This window comes from Pseudomonas sp. BCA17, from assembly GCF_004519405.1.
GTDB lineage: Bacteria > Pseudomonadota > Gammaproteobacteria > Pseudomonadales > Pseudomonadaceae > Aquipseudomonas.
In genome coordinates, this window is record NZ_SGWI01000006.1 from 217,019 (window position 1) to 239,440 (window position 22,422).

The window sequence follows — 22,422 nt, forward strand, 5'->3', positions numbered from 1 at the left end:
ACTGCCTGTCAACCAGCGGCTATGCTATCTCTCACACACCTTGTGTAGAGGGATGTATGGACGATCCAGTCGACAACAAGCCACCGACCTTCTGGCAGATGCTCCACAGCGTCATGGCGGCCGCCTTCGGCGTACAGAGCGGCAAGAACCGCGCCCGGGATTTCACCCACGGCAAGCCCAGCCACTTTGTACTCCTGGGCATCCTGTTTACCGCGTTTTTTGCCCTGACCTTGTTCGGTATCGTCAAGCTCGTGCTGCACCTGGCCGGCGTCTAGCGCAACAGCAGTTGCAGGCTGAAGGGGTACCGGTAGGACGCCGGCTTGCCGACGGCAGACAGTGCACGGAAATCAACCGGCGCCATCGGCTCCAGCAACCGCTGAGCCTGGGCGGCATCGATCAACTGGAATAACGCTTCCTGCCGGTCACGCCCGCCAAGGGCTTTGATGTCGACGCCCTTGGCATCATCATTGATCAACACCATCGCCCAGCCGCCCAAGGTGAAATGCCCGGCGACCAAGGTTGTCAGTCTCCCGTCCAGGCGCGCTTTCAATATCTCCGGCGAACTGTTGAGAGCACTGAACAGCACGTCCTTGCCGGGTACCCGACCGCTGTCTTGCAAGGCCTGTATCGCACCCAGCGCCATCTCATCATTGGCCGACCACACCAGTGTCGTCTGTGGGTAGCGCTTGAGTAACTGCGTGGCCTGCTCATAGGCGCGGTGGCGGCTCCATTCGCCGTAGACCAGTTGGCGCAGGCGCACCTCCGGGTGTTCGGCCAGAGCACGGCGCAGGCCCTGCTCCCGCAGCAGCGCAGCCGGGGTGGTCTTGACGCCGGAGAATGCCAACAGGTCAATGGTCTCGCCTGGCGCCACCGGGCCGTGCTCGCGCAGCAGGTCGCCAAGCATCAGGTAACCGGCCTGCTCGTCGTTGGACACCATACTGCCGAGCCAATCGATGTCACTGCCAAGCAATTGCGCCTGATCCGCCGTCAGCGTGTTGTTCACCAGCAGCAGCTTGACCCCGGTTCCCTGCGCCATGCGCAGAATCTGCGGGGCGACGTACTGTTCGTTGACCAGCACCAGGTAGTCGGGCCGCTCATGGCCGTGCAGCGTTTCCCGGGCCTGGGCCAGGGTGTTGCGAATGTCGCGCTCGGAATAACGCACACGCAGGTCCAGGCCGAGGTCCTTGGCCGCAGCCTGCATGAATTGCGTATAACTGACCCAGAAGGTTTCCGTCGACATGCCAGGGTTAAGAAATACCACCGACGTGGCATGGGCCAGCGCCCCGTACGTCGATCCCAGCAACCACGCACACGTAATCAGAACCTTCAACATGGTTGTCCGAGCCTAGAGCATTGACCGCCATGATAGTGGCATTACGACAGTCAATCGAGGCTCAATCTACATCTTCTTACTGATGGCTCACCCAGAACACCGCTGTGCCCACCACCAGAACAATCAAAAACAGAATCGCCCAGGCATCAACGGTACTGTCGGGTTTACGGGCCTTTGTAGAATTGCTCATCGCATCGCCTCTTGTCGGTTTTATAGGTGACTGCACTAAGACTCGACCACAGTAAAGTTCATGATTGCCCGCATGACAAATGTGGTTATCGCGATAACCGTTCTCATTAGTCAATTTGGTTATTTACATATACTCAAACATCACTTTTGCGCATAAACGCAAACTGGTATCGTGCGCCGGCTCCGTTGGGAGTGCGCGGCCGTGCGCGCAGATTTGCCGAGAACAGGACCTATATGTACGTATACGACGAATACGATCAGCGCATCATCGAGGACCGCGTCAAGCAGTTCCGTGATCAGACCCGACGCTATCTGGCAGGTGAACTGAGCGAAGAAGAGTTCCGCCCTCTGCGCCTGCAAAATGGCCTTTATGTTCAGCGCTTTGCGCCGATGCTGCGGGTGGCCGTGCCCTATGGCCAGCTGACTTCGCGCCAGGCACGCATGATGGCCAAGATTGCCCGCGACTACGACAAAGGCTATGCCCACATCAGTACGCGCCAGAACGTACAATTCAACTGGCCGGCGCTGGAAGATGTGCCGGACATCCTGGCTGAACTGGCCACCGTGCAGATGCACGCCATTCAGACCAGCGGTAACTGCCTGCGCAACGTCACCACCGACCAATTTGCCGGTGTGGCTGCCGACGAACTGATCGACCCACGCCCATGGTGTGAAATCGTCCGCCAATGGACCACCTTCCACCCCGAATTCGCCTACCTGCCGCGCAAATTCAAGATCGCCATCAACGGCTCGACCTCGGACCGCGCAGCGATCGAAGTGCACGACATCGGCCTGGAGCCGGTGCACAACGCGGCCGGCGAGCTGGGTTTCCGTGTGCTGGTGGGTGGCGGCCTGGGCCGCACGCCAGTGGTGGGGGCGTTCATCAACGAGTTCCTGCCGTGGCAGGACCTGCTGAGCTACCTCGACGCCATCCTGCGGGTCTACAACCGCTATGGCCGTCGTGACAACAAATACAAGGCCCGGATCAAGATCCTGGTCAAGGCGCTGACCCCTGAGGTCTTTGCCCAGAAAGTCGACGCTGAAATGGAACACCTGCGCGGCGGCCAGACCACCCTGACCGACGCCGAAGTGCACCGCGTGGCCAAGCACTTCATCGACCCTGAATACAAGGCCCTGGCCAACCAGGACGCCGAGCTCGCCGCCCTCGACCAGCAGCACCCCGGCTTCGCCCGCTGGCGTACCCGCAACACCCTGGCGCACAAGAAGCCGGGCTATGTGGCGGTGACCCTGTCGCTGAAACCGACCGGCGTCGCGCCGGGCGATATCACCGACAAGCAACTGGACGCCGTCGCCGACCTGGCCGACCGCTACAGCTTCGGCCAACTGCGCACCTCCCACGAACAGAACATCATCCTCGCCGACGTTGAGCAGAGCCAATTGTTCACGCTCTGGGGCGAGCTGCGCGAAGGCGGTTTCGCCACACCGAATATCGGCCTGCTGACCGATATCATCTGCTGCCCGGGTGGCGATTTCTGCTCCCTGGCCAACGCCAAGTCGATCCCGATCGCCGAATCGATCCAACGCCGTTTCGACGACCTAGACTACCTGTTCGACATCGGCGAGCTGGACCTGAACATCTCCGGTTGCATGAACGCCTGTGGTCACCACCACGTCGGTCACATCGGCATCCTGGGCGTGGACAAGAAAGGCGAAGAATTCTACCAAGTGTCCCTGGGTGGCAGCGCCAGCCGTGATGCGAGCCTGGGCAAGATCCTCGGCCCATCCTTCGCCCAGGAAGCCATGCCCGAGGTGATCGGCAAGCTGATCGACGTGTACATCGAACAGCGTACCGAAGATGAGCGTTTCATCGACACCTACCAGCGCATCGGCATCGACCTGTTCAAGGAGCGCGTCTATGCAGCGAATCATTAAGAACAACGAAGTCGTCGACGAAACCTGGCACCTGCTGCCCAAGGATGCGAGCTTCGACGGCATCTCCAACTGCGACGACCTGATCGTGCCGCTGGCCCTGTGGCGCGAGCACGGCCACGCCCTCAAGGCGCGCGACGGTGGCCTGGGCGTGTGGCTGGACGCGGACGAGGAAGCCGAAGAGATCGGCGAAGACGTGCAGCACTTCCAGGTCATCGCCCTGAACTTCCCGGCCTTCACTGACGGGCGCAACTACTCCAATGCCCGTCTGCTGCGTGACCGTTACGGCTACAAAGGCGAACTGCGCGCGATTGGCGATGTACTGCGCGACCAACTGTTCTACCTGCACCGCTGCGGGTTCGATGCCTTCGCCTTGCGCGCCGACAAAGACCCGTACGAAGCACTGGAAAGCCTCAATGACTTCTCGGTGACGTACCAGGCGGCAACGGATGAGCCGCTGCCGCTGTTTCGTCGACGTTAAACCTGGATGAAAAAATGGGCACCCGACCCGGTCGGCGTGCCCATTTTTTTATCTGGCCTTTTGTGCCGAAGCTGAAGCGCTATTCAGCGTCTTCCGCATCCGCCTCCGCATTCCTGATCAGCCTCTTGAGCATTCTGTTCATATGAATCAGGCGCTGCTCGATGACATCCAGGCGGGACTTCTCAGTCGGTGCTTCGGATGAATCAGGGGCGACATACGGGTCATACACAAGCCCGTATCTTTTCGCGATGTCTTTCATCTGCGCTTCAACCACATCCATGGTTTTTTCAAGACTGGCCAAACGTCCGTTCGTGTCAGTCGGCGAGCCAGGACCTTTGCTCACTGCCGCGGCGTCCGGGCCTTCGTTGATGGACAGGATTGAGTTGACCATCAACTCCAGTTTTATTTCATTGTTTTCCAGGCGCGCCTCGGTTTTCTGCTGCTCCGTAGCGCCTGGGTCCACCGTCGTTTTGACGCCGCTTGAATTGACCTGTTCGGCACCTGGCATCCTGGCTTGCGCCTCGATCCGATTGAGAATGCCTTGAGAGGCCAAATGCTGTGCGACAGTGAAGGGAATATTGATCAGGCTCCCCACTGCCGAGTTCACGAAGGCGCTACGTGCGCTGGCGGCAAGTTGTGTGGAGAGCGGCGGGAATGCATTGTTTTTGTGCAGCCCTGCAAGTTTATTCGAGTCACTCAGAGCCCCCTTCGTACCTTTAGGCCTGACAGGTTTGTTCAACACCGGCGGCTTGTGTGCTACCGACGTCTTGACAGGTTGTTTCACTGCCGATGGTTTGGATGCTACCGGTGGTTTGGCAGGTGGAGTCGCCACAGGCGGCCTGGTCCGGCTCAAACCGCCCCCCTTCAGACCACGCGTGTTGTGGGCACGGATCTCTGCGTCGCTCGCCACAGGGTATCGGTTGGCGTGCCCCTGATTGTGAGTTGAACGGCGCGTAGCATTCAAAGTACCTGGCACTTCAGGCAACAACGGCGCCGCGGCGCCTGAGGTGTGCGGATGAGCCATTGGAACGCGTGGTGAAATAGCCGGTTGATTGGATAACTGCATGGATGGACCTCTGGGATGTTTAAGAGAGGGCTCCCTGCCACTTCATCCTCTCAGTGGCTACTGACAAAACTGCAGTTCCATGGCCACGCGTTTTATGTCAGCGAGTTCCTTAGTGTGTGCAGGGCGATGACACAAACTTCATATAACGTGGTGAACATACGCCTTGATTGAACTGTCCTCTTCTGATCAGACGCTTTTAATCTCACTGACGATTGGAGTTCTTCATGGCGAAAATCAACCTGGCCCAGCAATTGGCAACCACGCTTGAACAAGCGGGTATCAAGCGCATCTGGGGCCTGACCGGCGACAGCCTCAACGGCCTGACCGACGCCCTGCGCACCATGGACAGCATCGAGTGGATGCACGTGCGCCACGAAGAGGTTGCTGCGTTCGCCGCCGGCGCCGAAGCCGCCGTCACCGGAGAGTTGACGGTGTGCGCCGGCAGTTGCGGGCCGGGCAACCTGCACTTGATCAATGGCCTGTTTGACTGCCATCGCAACCACGTGCCGGTACTGGCCATCGCCGCGCAGATCCCGTCCTCGGAGATCGGCCTCAATTACTTTCAGGAAACCCATCCCCAGGAACTGTTCAAGGAGTGCAGCCATTTCATCGAACTGGTGAGTAACCCCGCGCAGATGCCCGAGGTGCTGCACCGCGCCATGCGTTCGGCGATTCTGAATCGTGGCGTGGCGGTGGTGGTGATTCCGGGAGACGTGTCGCTGCTGGAAGTGGAAGACCGGCTCAAGCCCTGGCCGGCTCTGCACGCGCCGCGCACGCTACCCGCTGAAGAGGATCTGCTGCGCCTCACCGAGCTGCTCCAGAGCAGCCAGAAAGTCACCCTGCTGTGCGGCAGCGGCTGTGCCGGCGCCCACGCCCAAGTGGTGGCCCTGGCCGATGCCCTCGGCGCGCCGGTGGTGCACGCACTGCGTGGCAAAGAGCATGTGGAGTGGGATAACCCGTTCGACGTCGGCATGACCGGCCTGATCGGCTTCAGCTCGGGCTACCACGCCATGCTCAACTGCGACACGCTGGTCATGCTCGGCACCGACTTTCCGTACCGTCAGTTCTACCCAACGGACGCGAAAATCATCCAGGTCGACCGCAATGCCCAGGCCTTGGGCCGTCGCGTGCCTCTGGATTTGGGCATCGCCGCCGACGTCCGCGAAACCATCGATGCACTACTGCCCCGCCTGACCCGCAAAACCGACCGCAGCTTCCTCGACACCTCGTTGAAGCACTACGAGAAAGCCCGCCAGGGGCTGGATGACCTGGCTCAACCGTCGAAAGCCAACCGCCCGATTCACCCGCAATACGTCGCACGTCTGCTGAGTGAACTGGCGGACGACGATGCCATCTTCACCGCCGATGTCGGCTCACCGACGGTCTGGGCCGCTCGTTACCTGAAGATGAATGGCAAGCGCCGGCTGATCGGCTCGTTCAATCACGGTTCCATGGCCAACGCCATGCCCCAGGCCATCGGTGCCCAGGCGGCGTTTGCCGGGCGCCAAGTGATTTCGATGTCCGGCGACGGCGGGTTCACCATGTTGATGGGGGATTTCATCTCATTGGCCCAACTGCAACTGCCGGTAAAAGTCATTGTGTTCAACAACTCGTCCCTGGGTTTTGTCGCCATGGAAATGAAAGCGGCAGGCTACCTCGATACCGGCACAGAACTGAAAAACCCGGACTTCGCGGCCATGTCCAACGCCATGGGCGTCCTGGGAATCCGCGTGGAACAATCCGAAGACCTGGAACCGGCGCTACGCCGCGCCCTGGCCCATGACGGCCCTGTGCTGGTAGACGTGGTCACCGCCACCCAGGAGCTGGTGATGCCTCCGAGCATCAAGCTGGAACAGGCCAAGGGCTTCAGCCTGTATATGCTCAAGGCGGTCATGAGCGGGCGTGGCGATGAAGTGATTGAACTGGCACGGACCAACTGGTTGCGCTGAGTATCAATAACGATGACCGGCGTCGTAGCGAATCACCGCCCAAGTGATCCCTCCCCCCTTCAACTGGCCTGAACCCTTTGCAGAAAACCCGGCCTAGTCGGCCGGGTTCGGGGCATCAGCCGTTCTGCTTGGCAACCCACTTGCCGAAGGCGTCAATAAACGCCTGCAGGAAGGGCCTGGTCTTATCCGAGAGCTTGCCCGCCTCGTCAAACACGCTGCCCGCGCCACCCAGGTAAGCCTCGGGCTGCTGCATGCAGGGCACGTCCAGGAACACCAGGGATTGGCGCAGATGGTGGTTGGCGCCAAAACCACCGATGGCCCCCGGCGAGACGCTGATGATCGCCCCCGGCTTGCCGCTCCAGGCGCTTTGCCCATAAGGACGGGAACCGACGTCGATGGCATTCTTCAACGGCGCCGGCACGGAACGGTTGTATTCCGGGGTCACGAACAACACTGCGTCGGATGAGCTCACCTGTTTACGGAAAGTACTGTAGGCTGCCGGCGGTGCTGCACCGTCGATGTCCTCGTTGTAGAGGGGCAAATCGCCAATTTCGACAATGTTCAATTTGAGGTTGGCAGGGGCCAGTTCGGCTAATGCCAGGGCGACCTTGCGGTTGATCGACTCTTTTCTCAAGCTGCCAACCAGGACGGCAATCGTGTAGACCTTGCTCATGGAGGTTTTCCCGACGTCTGACTAAGGAGTGATTAGTTATAGAGTTTTCGCCGCGTGTGCACCAGCAGGTTTTGATAATCATCAAGAGGTTCTCCGCTCCGCGCCATGCGTAGGAAACGTCTGATAATTTCAACGAATAGTATTTTTTTCTTATAGGTAAACTACCCCGCTACATGACGGTCTACAGAACCGCAAAATGAGTGTTTATCTCCAGAGGTTCTAAACAGATGGCTGCAGTACTTGTCGGACAGTTCCATGCCAGAGACGCGGAAGGACGCGTGTATTCGGTGCATGAGTTCCAGGAATCCAACCCGGCGCAGGACAGCCAGGCTGGCTCGATGCCTACCACTACCTACAAGTTGGCCATTGGCGACCGTGTAGAAAAATTGGAAGGTGATGAATTCAAACTGATTCAGTCGGGCACGATCATCGTGCGCGAATCGCAAACCACCCTCGCCTCATAAGATCTCGCCTGGTCGACCTGCTCAGTCCTGGCCCTCGATGCCATCGACTGGGCTGGGATCAGCGGTCACGTATCTCCGTCACCTCGATACCCCGCTCGCCGTCGATTTGCTTGAGTGTCACCATCAACTGCCCTTTCTCGCCCTCGACGACAAACATCGAACGCTTGTATCCCTCTGCAGTGTTGGTGGGGTAAGCGACCACCTGCCTGACCAATGCCATTTCCAGCACGGCGCCCACGCGCGCGCTCACCTGTTCCTGGGAACGGATAAACGCTTCGAGCGCGAGGGTTTCAGGTGAGTGTTCTTCGTGATCGTTCAAGAGATAAGCAGCCGCACACCCCAGGCTTACCAGCACCAGGAGTTGCTTGGCCGTCACCCCGAAAAAGTTCGTGGGTAGAGGCATTCGAGACCAGACCTGTTGTTGTTTTAGTGCCGATTAATCGGCTTTGGTCGTTGATGATCAGACGCATCATTCTAATCAGGTCGCGGGGTAATGCCAGATCTATCAGTGGTCGCCGTAGGTAATATCCTTGTTTTCCCCAACCCCGCCCAGCGTGCGGTCCTTGCCGAAGGAGAACAGATCGAAGGGAACATTGGGTTGGCTCGACGGATAATGATATTGGTAGGCAATGCCCCAAGGGTCCGTCAGCAAGTCCTCGTTGATATAAGGCCCCTTCCATTTGGCCTCACCGGCAGGTTGCCGTATCAGCGCTTCAAGCCCTTCGTCATCGCTGAGGTAACGGCCGGTGTCTTGATGAAAGCGCTCGACGGCCTCCCCCAGCTGACTGACCTGGGCTTTGGCGCGGGCTATTTCGACCAAGGTCACATCACCAAACAACCGCGGCCCTAAAGCCAGGGCCAATAGACCCATCACGACTAACACCCCTAATACCGCCCAGCGCGTATAACCGCGTTGGGTGTGCAACGTTCCAGCCACTGCGGTTGATCCGGCCATGAGTACGGCTCCCTGGTAAATTCATACGTTCTTTATAGGGCCTGCTCGTTGCAGTTGCACGCGCGATTAACGCAGGACGCCTGCATCGACAGGGGTGCTCTTTTCCCCGAGCCGTTGAAACCCCGCCTCGCGCGCCCTAGACTCCGGCGATGCGTTTACGTCATATCGAAGTGATTCAGGCCATCTTGCAAACCGGACACCTCGGCACCGCCGCCGAATGGTTGCAACTCCCCGTGGGCGATGTAGACGCTGTGCTCAAAGACGCCGAGCAGCAATTGGGCTTCATGCTGTTCGCCAGTGTGCGCGGGCGCTTGCAAGCCACCCGGGAGACCCTGGAGCTGCAGGCCGGAATCGCCCAGCTCTATGAGAGCCTGGAGCCGGTGCAACGTCTGGCCAGCCGTTTGAAACACCATCACGCCCCGACCCTGCGCGTCCTGTGCACACCGCCCCTGGCCAACCAGTTGCTGCCGCAAAGCATCGCCATGCTGCGCCGACGCTTTCAAGACACGCCGTGCAACCTGTCGAACCAGCCGACCCGGGAAATTGTCAGGAGCCTGTTGCTGCACGAGGCCGATGTAGGCCTGAGCCTGCATGACCCGGAACACCCGCAAATTCAAAGCACCGTATTGGCCCAGGGCAAATTGCAGTTGCTTGCCCCCCATGGCTGGCTCAAACCCAAGCAGAAGTATATTGCGCTGCAGGACCTGGCCGGGCAGTCGATGATCGGCCTCGAAGGCCAGGACCCGCTGAGCCGCCTGCTGGACGCCAAGTTGCAGGCCCTGCGCCCGCTGCCGGTGGTACAGACGCGGGTGCAAACCTACCAGATGATGCGCAGCATGGTGGAAGCCGGCGAGGGGCTGGCGATTGTCGACCCGTTTACTGCGTTCGGGGCACGGGAAGCCGGGATGGATGCGTGCCCGGTGTCACCGCCGATCCTGGTCAGCCTGTATGCGATGACCCTGAAGGACAGCGTGACGCCTCCTGCGCTGAATGCGTTGCTGGAGATTGTCACGCAGAAGGCGCAAAGCCTGTTGGCGGGTTAAGGCGCTTCAGTTTCGGTCTTGAACAAGCGGTACCAGAAGATCGCCACTTCACGGGTGTGCGGATCAATGCCGCGATAGCGCAGGTGGTCGACACCCCCCATCACATAGCCACAGCGTTCATACAAACGGCAGGCACCGAGGTTGTTGTTCTGGGTTTCCAGCATCATGCCCGGCAGGTTTTTCTTGCGGCTCCAGAACTGCGCCACGTCCAGCAACGCCTTGGCCACCCCATGGCGCCGCGCAGTCAGGATCACCGCCAATTCATCAACGTGCGCAAAACCGTTCCAATTGGTGCTCACCACAATGTGCCCCACCGCCTGGTCATCGAGGTAAGCCATGAAGATTGCGCTGTCGGCGGCATCACGGAAACTGGCGAACTCTTCCGGGTCTATGCCATAGCACTTGCGGTACGGCAGGATGCGCTCCACGGGCCATTCATCGACCCGCTTGCCCATCTGCGGCAGGCCGTAGCCGCTGACCTCAAAGCTGAAGTCATTGCCCCACACGTAGGCATCGAAACCCTCGTCGGCCACCCGGACGCTGAGCCCTGGATACTTCAAGTTCATCACTGCGTGCATAACCATCCTTAACCTTTGATGCAATCGACGGTGTAACAACGACCGTTACCGTCATCTTCGTGTTGCAAGCCATGAACATCGGCCACAAACCCTGGGAAGCCGCTATCGAACGTGCGGGCGAACGCCAGGTAATCAATGATCGACCGCGTGGCCTCGGTAAAGCGCTCGCCGGGCATGATCAACGGAATACCCGGCGGATAAGGCACCAGCATCACGGCTGCGATGCGCCCAGGCAAGGCATCTATGGACACGGCCTCCACCTCGCCTCTCACCAACTGGTCGTAGGCATCGGCCGGTTTCATCGCAATCTCGGGCAACACCGTGTACATACGCTTGAGGTGTTTGGCGGTGGCATTGCTGCGGTAACAGCTGTGCAATTGGTCGCACAGGTCACGCAGCCCCAGGCCCTGATAGCGCGATGGCCCCTGCGCATACACCGATGGCAAACAGCTGGCCAGGCTGACATTGGCGTCGTAGTTACGCTTGAATTCCAACAACTCGGTGAGCAAGGTACTCCATTTACCCTTGGTAATGCCCATGGAAAACAACACCAGAAATGAATACAGGCCGGTCTTCTCCACCACCAGCCCGCGCTCCCAGAGGAATTTGCTGACCACCGCCGCCGGGATACCGCGATCGCTCAAGGCTCCTCCGGCGTTGAGACCCGGCATCACCAGCGTCACTTTAATCGGGTCCAGCAACACATAATCCTCGGCCACGTCGCCGAAACCATGCCAGTCATCTCCGGGATGCAACAGCCAATCCGTCGTGGCAACCCGGTCGATACCCGCCACCGACGGCGGCTGCCAGATCGAGAACCACCAATCTTCAGCGGCGAGATGCTGGCGCAGATTGGCCAATGCACGGCGAAAGCTCAGGGCTTCGTCGAACATTTCCTGCAACAGCGAACGCCCGGCAGGCCCCTCCATCATCGCCGAGGCGACGTCCAGCGAGGCGATGATGCTGTATTGCGGTGATGTCGAGATATGCATCATGAAGGCTTCATTGAAGCGATCACGGTCCAGTTGGCGGGCGCCACCGTCCTGTACATGGATCATCGACGCCTGGCTGAACGCGGCCAGCAACTTGTGCGTCGAGTGGGTGGTGAACACCAGGGGGCTGTCCGGCGTGCGCGAAGTGCCCATGCCGTAACGCCCGGCAAAAAACTCGTGAAAGGCCGCGTAAGCGTACCAGGCCTCATCAAAGTGCAGCACCTCGACACTACTGCCCAGTTGCTGCTTGATCAGCTCGGCGTTGTAACACAGGCCGTCGTAAGTCGAATTGGTCACCACCGCCATCTTCACCTTCGGCGGTCGGCCACGGGTCAGGGGGCTGGCGTCGATCTTGGCGCGGATGGACTCGGGGCTGAACTCGCTCAGGGGGATCGGCCCGATGATGCCCAGCTCGTTGCGCTCCGGGCACAGGTACAGTGGGATCGCGCCGGTCATGATGATCGAATGAAGTACCGATTTGTGGCAGTTGCGATCCACCAGCACCAGGTCATTGCGACCCACCATGGAGTGCCAGACGATTTTGTTGGCAGTGGAGGTGCCATTGATTACGAAGAAGGTGTGATCCGCGCCAAAGTTGCGCGCGGCGCGGGCTTCGGCTTCCGCCAACGGCCCGGTGTGGTCCAGCAGCGAACCGAGTTCCGGCACGGAAACGGACAAATCCGAACGCAGTGTGTTCTCCCCGAAAAACTGGTGGAACGCCTGCCCCACCGGGCTTTTGCGATAGGCCACGCCGCCTCCATGGCCAGGGGTGTGCCAGGAGTAATTGGAATCGGCGGTGTGCTGGACCAATGCCTTGAAGAAAGGCGGCAGCAAGCCATCAAGGTAAGTGCGCGCAGCACGTGCCACTTGACGGGCGAGAAACGGCACGGTGTCTTCGAATAGATAAAGAATGCCGCGCAGTTGATTGAGTTCACTCATCGCGTCAGCCGGAGCGTTTTCCAGCGTGACCTGCTCGCCCAGAGCGAAGATCGGCAGGTTGGGCGCCCTCACCCGCGCCAGGCGGATCAGTTCGACCATGTTTTGCAGCAAATGGGTATTTTCCCCGGCGCCTTCGGCTGCAATCAGCATGCAAGCCAGGCCGTGGTGGGTCGATGCCACCAGCCGCCCTTCGGCATAGTCCACGGCGGAGAAAATACTGAAGCCCTCTTGTTCCAACTCCCTGGCGATGCCTCGAACCCGATCACCGGCAACGGTGTCGGCCTTGATGTCGCGGTGCACGATCAGAACGGGAAACTTCAAGTCTTTGTACATGACGGCTTGTAGTCCTGAGGGCTATGCACTCAGGGTAGAAGCTGGAAGAGGATGTGGCGAATGAAGATTATTGTTCCGCCAGTTGCGACCATAACGCGGGCGCACCGGCCGCCTTGGCAATCGCTTCCAATCGCGCCGCATGCTCGGCCAGGTCCTGCTCGCTGGCACGGATAATCGTGGTCGCTTTACGGTCGGCCGGCAGACGACGGATTTCCGAAGGACGATTACCCGAGCCTTCCGCCGAACCGGTGCCGTCGGACGCATTACCGGCCAGGGACAGGCTGGTCTGCCCACCGGTCATGGTCAGGTAGACGTCGGCGAGAATCTCGGAGTCGAGCAAGGCGCCGTGCAATTCACGGCCGGAGTTGTCGACGCCGTAGCGTTTGCACAAGGCGTCGAGGCTGTTGCGCTGGCCCGGGTGACGTTCACGAGCCATCATCAGGGTGTCGAGAATCGAGCAGTGCTGGGAAATATCCGCTCGATCCATCTGCCCCATCAGGGCGAATTCGTTGTTGATGAAGCCAACGTCAAACGCCGCGTTGTGGATGATCAACTGGGCGCCGTTGATGAACTCGAAGAACTCATCTGCCACTTCGGCAAAGCGCGGCTTGCCTTTGAGGAATTCATCGGTGATGCCGTGAACGGCGATAGCGCCTTCGTCGCTGTCCCGATCCGGTTGCAGATAGACATGGAAATGACGGCCGGTGAGGCGGCGGCCCATCAACTCGACGCAGCCGATCTCGATGATTCGGTGACCATCGGTCACCGGCATGCCGGTGGTTTCGGTATCGAGTACTACGGATCGGATGGCCATCAGGGTTCAGCTCTCAACGGTGTGGTGTATTTCAAGGGGCGCGATATTAGCACGTCATGCCTCAAGCAGCCCAAGGGCTGACCCAAGGCGCTCAATCCCCGACAGTCTTTTAACAATTCCTGGCAAAGCTGCACGGGAAGACGCTGAATCCTTTGTCGCCACCGATGGCCAGATCCGGGGTGTGCGCCTGGAGGCGGGGTTGGTACATATTCACGAACGCCTGCCAGGACAGACCTTTACCGACACGTACGATGAGCATCAGCCCTGCTTGTAGCCCCGCACTTCGTTTACGCCACGGTTAGCCAACTGGTCGGCCCGTTCGTTACCAGGATGGCCAATGTGCCCGCGCACCCATTTCCAGGTAATGTCGTGGCGATTGCATTGCTCATCGAGCAATTGCCACAGGTCGGCATTCTTGACCGGCTCCTTGGCCGCCGTCTTCCAGCCACGCTTCTTCCAATTGACCATCCACTCATTGATGCCCTTCATCACGTACTGCGAGTCAGTCACCAGCAGCACGTTACAGCGGCGCTTGAGCTCTTCCAGGCCACGAATGGCGCCCATCAGCTCCATGCGGTTGTTGGTGGTATTGGCTTCGCCGCCCCACAGTTCCTTCTCCACGCCCTTGCACACCAGCAGGGCCCCCCAGCCACCCGGGCCAGGGTTGCCCTTGCAGGCGCCATCGGTGAAGAGTTCTACGCTATCGGTCATCGGTTACTCGGCCTGAAATCAAAAAGAGGTTTTACTGTTCGCTTTGCTTGCGGTTGACCTTGGCCAGCGGCATCGGCACCAGTTTGCCTACAGGCTGGCGCAACACCTGACGCACGGGCCGAAGCCCGACCACAATCTTGCGCGCCACCAATAAATAGAAGCCACCACCCGACACTTGCCAGGCCCCGGCCCGGCGTTCCCAGCCGGCCAGGCGTGACTGCCACTTGGTCGAAGCAAGCGGCGGACGATAGCACCCGAAACGACGTTTCTCCAGCGCGAAGCCCAGCAGGTTCAGCCAGTCCCCCACCCGCGACGGCGCGATGCAGCGCGCCTGGCGCAGGCCGTCGTGGGCGAACATATGGCGCAGGCCCCAACTGCTCCAGGGGTTGATGCCGATAATTAGCAGATGGCCACCCGGGCGTACGCTGCTGGCGGCTTCACGGAGCAGGCCGTGGGGAGACAGGCAGAAATCCAGGCCATGTTGCAGCACCACCACATCGGCGGCGTGCTCGCTCAGTGGCCAGGCTTGTTCCTCGCAGACGATTTCCACACCGGGCAACGGTGCCCCCAGGCGCACATTGCGCTGCACCTGCGGCGCCGACGGCGGCGTTTGCGCCGAGGGGCCGTAATGCACCAGGTAGCCACCGAAGAAGCGACCCAGCTCGTCTTCGAGCATGCGTCGTTCTTCCTCCAGCAGAAATTGCCCAATCGGCCCGGACAGCCACTCGCGGGCCGCGCTGATCAGGGCCAGCCACTCAGGATCGGCCTGGGCGAACGCTTTATCAGTCATTGCATTCTCCAACTCGCCTAGACGTTCTAAGATGCACCAATGTGTTCAGCTTGGCGAATCGAAGAATGATACAGATCAGTGCGCTACCCGCCTTCACCGACAACTACATCTGGTTGTTACAAGACCCGCTTACCCAACACTGCGCCGTCGTCGACCCTGGCGATGCCGGACCGGTACTCGCCTGGCTCAAGGCCCACCCCGGCTGGGTGCTCAGCGATATCCTGATCACCCACCACCACCATGATCATGTCGGCGGTGTCGAGCAACTGAAAAGTGTTACAGGCGCCAAGGTCTACGGCCCGGCCAACGAGAAGATCCCGGCACGGGACATTGCCCTGCAGGATAATGACCGAGTCACGGTGCTGGGCTGGGACTTCGACGTTTATACCGTGCCCGGCCACACCCTCGGCCATATTGCCTATTACCACCAGGGCGTGCTGTTCTGCGGCGACACCCTGTTTGCCGCCGGCTGCGGGCGCCTGTTCGAAGGCACTCCGGAGCAAATGCACACCTCGTTGCAACGCCTCGCCGCCCTGCCCGTCGACACGTTGGTGTACTGCACCCACGAGTACACGCAAAGCAACCTCAGATTTGCGCAGGCCGTGGAGCCGGATAACGCGGATATTGCCGAACGGGTAGAGAACGTCAACCAACTGCGAGCCCGTGGCGAGATGACGCTGCCGTCCGACCTGGCCCTGGAGAAACGCACCAACCCCTTTCTACGCACTGCTGAAACATCCGTTAAACAAAAAGCGGACGAACGGAACGGTCGCGACAACCGCTCTGGGGCCGAGGTGTTTGCTAGCTTGAGGGCATGGAAAGATAAGTTCTAACGGGAAGCAATCTGATACGCAATTTCTGAATGGTTGACCGGAACCGAAGCGCTTTCTAGAATCGCCCGACATTTTTGCCCGGAACTTACTTCCAGCCAATGTCGTCATCTATTCGTAAATCCATTTCTTCAGACGCATTGACCCGCCTGGCTCAAGCCGTGGCGGTGGCTGTGTCCGCGACTCTGGCGGGCTGCCAATCGACGAATTTCGCTGCACAATCCACCGTGCAACCCAAACCCAATCTTGCCGCCAAGATCAAGCAGAAACCTATCTGGCTCTCAGAGAAGCCCAGCCCCGAAGTGCCCCAGGATGTCTGGGAACGCATGCGACGGGGCTTTCAATTGCAGGACGGCCTGGGCGTCAACCCGCGCATCGAGCAACAGCGCCTGTGGTTCGCCAGCAACCCGTCCTTTCTGGAGAACGCCGGAGAACGCGGCAGCCTCTACATTCACTACATCGTCGAACGTCTCGAAGAACGTAACATGCCCTTGGAGCTGGCGCTGCTGCCGGTGATTGAGAGTGCCTACAACCCAATGGCCTATTCGCGTAGCGATGCGGTCGGTTTGTGGCAGTTCATCCCCTCCACCGGGCGCTACTTCAACCTGCGCCAGACCCGTGCCTACGACGGCCGCCGCGACATCACCGCGTCCACTACGGCCGCGCTGGACTACCTGACGCGCCTGCATGACATGTTCAACGGCGACTGGTTGCTGGCCCTGGCGGCGTATAACGCCGGCGAAGGTACGGTCAGCCGGGCCATCGAGCGTAACGAAAAGCTCGGCCTGCCCACCGACTACTGGAACCTGCCCCTGCCTCAGGAAACCAAGGACTACGTGCCCAAGTTCCTGGCGCTGTCCCAGGTGGTACTGGCGCCGGAGGCGTACGGTGTCAACCTGAACCCGATTGCCAACCAGCCGTACTTCGAAGTGGTTGAAGTCAAGCAGAGCATGGACCTGTCACGGGTTGCCGCGCTTGCTGAAATCGACGAAGACGAACTGTTCCAGCTCAACCCGGCCCTGAAGCAACGCACCACCCTGGACGGCCCCCAGCATTTGCTGGTGCCCAGCTCCAAAGCTCAACTGCTGACCAGCACCCTTTCGACGATGAGGCCGGAAGAATTGCTGGCTATGCGCCCGAAAAAGGCCGTGTTCGACGAAGTCGAGACAAAAGCCGTTGCCGGACGCACCCGCAGCTACAAGGTGCGAACCGGCGACAACCTGACCCTGATCGCCAAAGCCAACAAGGTCGATGTACATGACCTGCAGCGTTGGAACAAGCTCAACGGGCAGGCGCTCAAGGTCGGCCAGACCCTGGTGATGCAGGACACGCGCAAGGTCGTGGCCAGCAGCAAGAAGCCTGTGCAGTACAAGGTCAAGAAAGGCGACTCGTTGTACATCGTCGCCAAGCGCTTCAACGTCGAGATGCAACACCTCAAGCGTTGGAACCCGCGCACAGGCCAGGCATTGAAGCCAGGGCAGATGCTCGTGGTTTCCGGCCCGCGCTGAGGCTCTCGGGAACACCTGAAAGCGAATGTGGGCGGGGCTCCCCTCCCACATTGCATCTCCATCATTCCAACTGGCTTTTTCCAACCGGAACAAGCTGTTACTGTACCGATCATAAAGCCCAAGCCGCCTGGATCGGATCTCTGACTTGAAGCGTCCCCTCCTTCTACTAATAAGTCTGGCCTTGAGCTTCACTGCGAACGCGACGATTACCGAGAGCCACGGTTACACGCAGTTCGGCACGCTCAAGTACCCGACCAAATTCACCCACTTCGATTGGGTAAACCCTGCAGCGCCCAAAGGCGGAACATTGCGGGTCATGGCATTTGGCACGTTCGACACTCTCAACCCCTACACCTTCAAGGGCTCCAGCCCGGTTTCCACGCCCAACTTCCTGCAATACAGCGTCAATGAGTTGAACGAGCCGCTGATGGTCGGCACCGGCCAGTACGCCCCGTCCGGTGATGAGCCCACCTCCAGCTACGGGCTGATCGCTCAGTCGGTGGAATATAGCGAGGACCGCAGTTGGGTGGTGTTCAATCTGCGCCCCGAAGCACGCTTTCACGATGGCAAGCCGATTACGGCGTATGACGTAGCGTTTTCCTACCGTACGCTGCTGACCGAAGGCCACCCGCAGTACCGCACCAACCTGCAGGAAGTGGCGCGGGTCGACATTCTCAATCGTCACCGTATCCGCTTTGTATTCAAGCGCGCCGGCAACCCGCTGCTGATCCTGCGCCTGGGCGAGTTGCCCGTGCTGCCCCAGCACTACTGGAAAAACCGCGACTTCAAGGCCACCACCTTCGAGCCCCCGTTGGGCAGCGGACCGTACCGCATCACCAAGGTCACGCCAGGGCGTCAGCTGGTATTCGAGCGGGTCAAGGATTACTGGGGCAAGGACCTGCCGGTCAATCAGGGGTTCTACAACTACGACAAGGTCGAAGTGGAGTTCTACCGCGACAGTGATGTAGCGTTCGAAGCCTTCAAGGCCGGCGAGTTCGACATCTATATCGAGCACCAGGCCAAGAACTGGGCCACCGGCTACAACTTTCCGGCGGTCAACCGAGGCGACGTGATCAAGGCGCAGATCGCCCACCAGATCCCGACCCAAAGCCAGGGTCTGTTCATGAACACTCGGCGGCCGGCCTTCAGCCAAGCCAAAGTGCGCGAAGCCCTGGGGCTGATGTTCGACTTTGAATGGACCAACCGCTCCCTGTTCAGCAGCGCCTATAAACGCAGCGTCAGTTATTACCCCAACAGCGAGTTTTCGGCGACCGGTGTGCCGGTGGGCCATGAATGGCTGATGCTCTCGCCCTACCGCGACCAGTTACCGGCGCCCCTGTTTACCCAGCCGTTCAGCCTGCCGCAGACCGACGGCCGCGGCATTCCCCGCGAGACCATGCGTCGGGCCTTGGCGTTGCTCGGTGAGGCGGGATGGAAACTGACGGGGCAACGTTTGCTCGACAGCAAGGGGCAACCTCTGCGCCTGGAGATCCTGCTGGTCAACCCGAACCTGGAGCGCATCCTGCAGCCCTATGTCGAGAACCTGCTCAGTATCGGCGTCGACGCACGCCTGCGCACCGTTGACCGGGCGCAATACAAGCAACGCCTGGATCAGTTCGACTTCGACATGATCCTGATGACCCTGAACCAGACCTTGAGCCCGGGCCTTGAGCAGTGGCAGTACTTCCACTCGAGCCAGGCGGCGATCAAGGGCAGCAAGAACTATGCAGGCATCGCCAACCCCGTGGTCGATCACCTGCTGGAACAACTGCTGGCCGCGCAGACCCGCGACGAGCAACTGGCCGCCGGCCGGGCGCTGGACCGCGTGCTGCTGTGGCAGCACTACAGCATTCCCAACTGGTACCTCAACTATCATCGACTGGCGTACCGCAACCGGTTCGCCTTTGTCACCACGCCGCCCTACAGCCTGGGCCTGAGCGCGTGGTGGCTCAAAGCTTCGGAGAAAGCCCAATGATGTCTTTGCGTACGGCACTGCTTGGCAGCCTCTTGCTGTGTACCGCGGCCCAGGCCGCTCCGCAGCATGCGTTGACGCTCTACAACGAGCCGCCGAAATACCCGGCCGACTTCAAGCACTTCGACTACGTCAACCCCAATGCCCCCAAGGGCGGTACCTTCCGCGAATCGGCCATGGGCGGCTTCGACAGCCTCAACCCCTACATCAGTAAAGGCGTTCCCGCCGATAACATCGGCCTGATCTACGACACCCTCGCCATGCAAAGCCTGGACGAACCCATCACCGAATACGGGCTGGTCGCCGGCAAGATCGAAAAAGCCCCGGACAACAGTTGGGTACGCTTTTACCTGCGCCCCGAAGCGCGCTTTCATGATGGGCAGCCGATCCGCGCCGACGATGTGGTGTTCACCTTCCAGACCCTGCTCAAGGACGGCTCGCCGATCTACCGCACTTACTACGCCGACGTCGATGAAGTGGTGGCTGAAGATCCGTTGCGCGTGCTGTTCAAGTTCAAGCGCACCAACAACCGCGAATTACCGTTGATCCTCGGTCAGTTGCCGGTGCTGCCCAAGCATTGGTGGGCAACCCGGGACTTTTCCAAAGGCAACCTGGAAATCCCGCTGGGCAGCGGGCCGTACAAAGTCGCCGAGGTCAAGGCCGGACGCATGATTCGCTATGAACGGGTCAAGGACTACTGGGCCAAGGACCTGCCTATCACCCAGGGTTTCTACAACTTCGACAACCGCGTCACCGACTATTACCGCGACAACACCGTCGCCCTGGAAGCGTTGAAAGCTGGGCAGTTCGACTATTGGCTGGAAATCAGCGCCAAGAACTGGGCCAACGCGTACAACATTCCAGCTGTCGCTCAAGGTCGATTGATCAAGGAAGAAATCCCCAACGGCAACCCCACCGGCATGCAGGGCTTTGTGTTCAATACGCGCAAGCCGATGTTCCAGGATGTTCGCGTGCGCAAGGCGATCAGCCTGTTGCTGGACTTTGAATGGAGCAACAAGCAACTGTTCAACGGCGCCTATACCCGCAGCCGCAGTTACTTTGAAAACTCGGAAATGGCCGCCACCGGCTTACCCGGCCCGGACGAGTTGGCGATTCTTGAGCCGCTGCGCGACAAGATCCCGGCCGAGGTGTTCACCCAAGCCTTCGAGCCTGCCAAAACCGACGGCAGCGGCATGATCCGCGCCCAGCAGCGTGAGGCTTACCAGTTGCTGCAGGAGGCCGGCTGGAAGATCGTCAACGACAAAATGGTCGACACCACCGGCAAACCGGTAACCATCGAGTTCCTGCTGGCCCAGACCGAATTCGAACGCATCCTGCTGCCGTTCAAGCGCAACCTCGCCGACCTGGGTATCGACCTGGTGATTCGCCGGGTCGACGTGTCGCAATACATCAACCGCCTGCGCTCGCGGGACTTCGACATGCTGGTGGGCAGTTTCCCCCAATCCACGTCGCCAGGTAACGAGCAGCGTGAATTCTGGAAATCCTCCAGCGCCGACAAACCCGGCAGCCGCAACTACATGGGGCTCAAGGACCCGGCGGTCGACCAATTGGTGGAAGAGTTGATCGACGCCGACTCGCGCAAAAGCCTAGTGGCCCATGCCAAGGCCCTGGACCGCGTGCTGCAGTTCGGTTACTACGTCATCCCCAATTGGCACATCAAGACATTCCGCGTCGCCTACTGGGACCATCTGGGCCACCCCAAGGTCCCGCCGCGCTATGACGTCGGCACGGTCACCTGGTGGGCCAAACCCAACGTCAAACCGGCGGTTTCCCTGGACACGACTCAAAGCGCCGACCCGGCGAGCGGAGGCAATTGAATGCTGGCCTATATTCTTCGCCGCCTGTTGCTGATCATCCCCACGCTGTTCGGGATACTGCTGATCAACTTCATCATCATCCAGGCCGCCCCCGGCGGCCCGGTGGAACAGATGATCGCCAAGCTCGAAGGCTTTGACGGCGCCACCAGTCGCATTGCGGGCGGCGGCGCCGAAGTCTCGGTGGCCGGCTCCAGTTATCGGGGCGCCCAGGGGCTGGACCCGGCGCTGATCAAGGAAATTGAGAAGATGTACGGCTTCGACAAGTCGGCACCGGAACGTTTGTGGATCATGGTCAAGAACTACGCCCGGCTGGACTTCGGCGACAGCTTCTTCCGCGATGCCAAGGTCATCGACCTGATCAAGGAAAAGATGCCGGTGTCCATCTCCCTCGGGTTGTGGAGCACGCTGATCATGTACCTGGTGTCGATCCCGCTGGGCATCGCCAAAGCCACGCGCCATGGCAGCCACTTCGATGTGTGGACCAGCTCGGCGATCATCGTCGGCTACGCGATCCCGGCGTTCCTGTTCGCCATCCTGCTGATCGTGGTGTTTGCCGGCGGCAGTTATTTCGACTGGTTCCCATTGCGCGGCCTCACCTCCAACAATTTCGACGAGTTGAGTTGGGGCGGCAAGATCCTCGATTACTTCTGGCACCTGGCGCTGCCGATCACCGCGCTGGTGATCGGCAACTTCGCGACGATGACGCTGCTGACCAAAAACAGCTTTCTCGACGAGATCAACAAGCAGTACGTGATCACGGCCAAAGCCAAAGGCCTGACCAACCACCGCGTGCTCTACGGTCATGTATTCCGCAACGCGATGCTGCTGGTCATCGCCGGATTCCCGTCAGCCTTCATCGGGATCTTCTTCACCGGCTCATTGCTGGTGGAAGTGATTTTCTCCCTCGACGGCCTGGGCCTGATGAGCTTTGAAGCGGCGATCAACCGCGACTACCCGGTGGTGTTCGGTACGCTGTTTATCTTCACCCTGCTGGGGCTGATTGTGAAGCTGATCGGCGACCTCACCTACACGCTGGTCGATCCGCGCATCGACTTCGCCAGCCGGGAGCATTGA

At 59.9% G+C, this 22,422-nt stretch carries 22 protein-coding genes; 12 read left to right on the plus strand and 10 right to left on the minus strand.

The annotated features are described in order from the left end of the window. Positions 1-56 precede the first annotated feature (56 nt). Positions 57-275, plus strand: coding sequence for a DUF2970 domain-containing protein (locus EXW71_RS21730; RefSeq protein ID WP_134660841.1), 219 nt, complete (start codon positions 57-59; stop codon positions 273-275). Here EXW71_RS21730 and EXW71_RS21735 read toward each other — a convergent pair. After that, positions 272-1,333, minus strand: a complete 1,062-nt coding sequence (locus tag EXW71_RS21735) for an ABC transporter substrate-binding protein (protein WP_134660842.1) — start codon at positions 1,331-1,333, stop codon at positions 272-274. The two genes, EXW71_RS21730 and EXW71_RS21735, sit on opposite strands and share 4 nt — an antisense overlap. 423 nt (positions 1,334-1,756) lie before the next feature. On the opposite strand from EXW71_RS21735, the gene EXW71_RS21740 reads away from it, so the two are divergent. Both EXW71_RS21740 and EXW71_RS21745 read left to right on the plus strand, forming a co-directional pair. Further along, positions 1,757-3,415 carry a nitrite/sulfite reductase gene (locus tag EXW71_RS21740; RefSeq protein WP_123718176.1) on the plus strand — a complete coding sequence of 553 codons (1,659 nt, stop codon included), beginning with the start codon at positions 1,757-1,759 and terminating at the stop codon, positions 3,413-3,415. Continuing rightward, a complete protein-coding gene (locus tag EXW71_RS21745; RefSeq protein ID WP_123718175.1) occupies positions 3,399-3,893 on the plus strand; it encodes a DUF934 domain-containing protein in 495 nt (164 codons plus the stop codon). The genes EXW71_RS21740 and EXW71_RS21745 overlap by 17 nt, the downstream gene beginning before the upstream one ends. Before the next feature lie 79 nt (positions 3,894-3,972). Here the strand turns inward: EXW71_RS21745 and EXW71_RS29110 are convergent, their stop codons facing one another. Continuing rightward, positions 3,973-4,959 carry a hypothetical protein gene (locus EXW71_RS29110; protein WP_256657119.1) on the minus strand — a complete coding sequence of 329 codons (987 nt, stop codon included), beginning with the start codon at positions 4,957-4,959 and terminating at the stop codon, positions 3,973-3,975. A gap of 224 nt (positions 4,960-5,183) precedes the next feature. On the opposite strand from EXW71_RS29110, the gene poxB reads away from it, so the two are divergent. Beyond that, a complete protein-coding gene (poxB, locus tag EXW71_RS21755) occupies positions 5,184-6,908 on the plus strand; it encodes a ubiquinone-dependent pyruvate dehydrogenase (RefSeq protein ID WP_134660843.1) in 1,725 nt (574 codons plus the stop codon). Between the two features lie 115 nt (positions 6,909-7,023). On the opposite strand, the gene EXW71_RS21760 is transcribed toward poxB, so the two are convergent. Then, positions 7,024-7,581, minus strand: coding sequence for an NADPH-dependent FMN reductase (locus EXW71_RS21760; protein WP_134660844.1), 558 nt, complete (start codon positions 7,579-7,581; stop codon positions 7,024-7,026). Between the two features lie 227 nt (positions 7,582-7,808). Here EXW71_RS21760 and EXW71_RS21765 point away from each other — a divergent pair, with 227 nt between their 5' ends. Further along, positions 7,809-8,045 (plus strand): hypothetical protein, encoded by a 237-nt coding sequence (locus tag EXW71_RS21765; protein ID WP_123718173.1) that lies wholly within the window; start codon positions 7,809-7,811, stop codon positions 8,043-8,045. Between the two features lie 58 nt (positions 8,046-8,103). On the opposite strand, the gene EXW71_RS21770 is transcribed toward EXW71_RS21765, so the two are convergent. Together EXW71_RS21770 and gspG are read right to left on the minus strand one after the other, a co-directional pair. Beyond that, positions 8,104-8,448, minus strand: coding sequence for a hypothetical protein (locus EXW71_RS21770; protein ID WP_134660845.1), 345 nt, complete (start codon positions 8,446-8,448; stop codon positions 8,104-8,106). Positions 8,449-8,550: 102 nt separating this feature from the next. Further along, the gene (gene gspG, locus EXW71_RS21775; RefSeq protein WP_123718171.1) at positions 8,551-9,000 is read right to left on the minus strand and encodes a type II secretion system major pseudopilin GspG; all 450 of its coding nucleotides are present in this window, start codon (positions 8,998-9,000) and stop codon (positions 8,551-8,553) included. Positions 9,001-9,149: 149 nt separating this feature from the next. Here gspG and EXW71_RS21780 point away from each other — a divergent pair, with 149 nt between their 5' ends. Continuing rightward, complete coding sequence (locus EXW71_RS21780; RefSeq protein WP_134660846.1) at positions 9,150-10,043, plus strand: LysR substrate-binding domain-containing protein; 894 nt, start codon at positions 9,150-9,152, stop codon at positions 10,041-10,043. On the opposite strand, the gene EXW71_RS21785 is transcribed toward EXW71_RS21780, so the two are convergent. The 3 genes from EXW71_RS21785 to dnaQ form a co-directional block, all read right to left on the minus strand. Further along, a complete protein-coding gene (locus tag EXW71_RS21785; protein ID WP_123718170.1) occupies positions 10,040-10,621 on the minus strand; it encodes a GNAT family N-acetyltransferase in 582 nt (193 codons plus the stop codon). The genes EXW71_RS21780 and EXW71_RS21785 overlap by 4 nt on opposite strands. Before the next feature lie 8 nt (positions 10,622-10,629). Beyond that, positions 10,630-12,885 (minus strand): Orn/Lys/Arg decarboxylase N-terminal domain-containing protein, encoded by a 2,256-nt coding sequence (locus tag EXW71_RS21790; RefSeq protein WP_134660847.1) that lies wholly within the window; start codon positions 12,883-12,885, stop codon positions 10,630-10,632. Between the two features lie 67 nt (positions 12,886-12,952). Beyond that, on the minus strand, positions 12,953-13,693 hold the full coding sequence (gene dnaQ / locus EXW71_RS21795; RefSeq protein ID WP_167659683.1) for a DNA polymerase III subunit epsilon: 741 nt from the start codon (positions 13,691-13,693) through the stop codon (positions 12,953-12,955). On the opposite strand from dnaQ, the gene EXW71_RS29240 reads away from it, so the two are divergent. Then, complete coding sequence (locus EXW71_RS29240; protein WP_134660849.1) at positions 13,692-13,973, plus strand: DUF2388 domain-containing protein; 282 nt, start codon at positions 13,692-13,694, stop codon at positions 13,971-13,973. The two genes, dnaQ and EXW71_RS29240, sit on opposite strands and share 2 nt — an antisense overlap. Here EXW71_RS29240 and rnhA read toward each other — a convergent pair. Together rnhA and EXW71_RS21810 are read right to left on the minus strand one after the other, a co-directional pair. Continuing rightward, complete coding sequence (gene rnhA, locus EXW71_RS21805) at positions 13,958-14,410, minus strand: ribonuclease HI (protein ID WP_134660850.1); 453 nt, start codon at positions 14,408-14,410, stop codon at positions 13,958-13,960. The genes EXW71_RS29240 and rnhA overlap by 16 nt on opposite strands. A gap of 31 nt (positions 14,411-14,441) precedes the next feature. Beyond that, complete coding sequence (locus EXW71_RS21810; RefSeq protein WP_134660851.1) at positions 14,442-15,200, minus strand: class I SAM-dependent methyltransferase; 759 nt, start codon at positions 15,198-15,200, stop codon at positions 14,442-14,444. Positions 15,201-15,265: 65 nt separating this feature from the next. Between EXW71_RS21810 and gloB the strand changes: the two genes are divergently transcribed. From gloB to EXW71_RS21835, 5 genes are all read left to right on the plus strand, one after another. Continuing rightward, positions 15,266-16,033, plus strand: coding sequence for a hydroxyacylglutathione hydrolase (gene gloB / locus EXW71_RS21815; RefSeq protein ID WP_134660852.1), 768 nt, complete (start codon positions 15,266-15,268; stop codon positions 16,031-16,033). Positions 16,034-16,131: 98 nt separating this feature from the next. After that, positions 16,132-17,538, plus strand: a complete 1,407-nt coding sequence (locus EXW71_RS21820; protein ID WP_134660853.1) for a transglycosylase SLT domain-containing protein — start codon at positions 16,132-16,134, stop codon at positions 17,536-17,538. A gap of 145 nt (positions 17,539-17,683) precedes the next feature. Then, the gene (locus EXW71_RS21825) at positions 17,684-19,513 is read left to right on the plus strand and encodes an extracellular solute-binding protein (RefSeq protein WP_134660854.1); all 1,830 of its coding nucleotides are present in this window, start codon (positions 17,684-17,686) and stop codon (positions 19,511-19,513) included. Continuing rightward, complete coding sequence (locus EXW71_RS21830) at positions 19,510-21,348, plus strand: extracellular solute-binding protein (RefSeq protein ID WP_134660855.1); 1,839 nt, start codon at positions 19,510-19,512, stop codon at positions 21,346-21,348. The genes EXW71_RS21825 and EXW71_RS21830 overlap by 4 nt, the downstream gene beginning before the upstream one ends. Further along, entirely contained in the window at positions 21,349-22,422 is a 1,074-nt protein-coding gene (locus EXW71_RS21835) for a microcin C ABC transporter permease YejB (protein WP_134660856.1), read from the plus strand. It begins immediately after the preceding gene.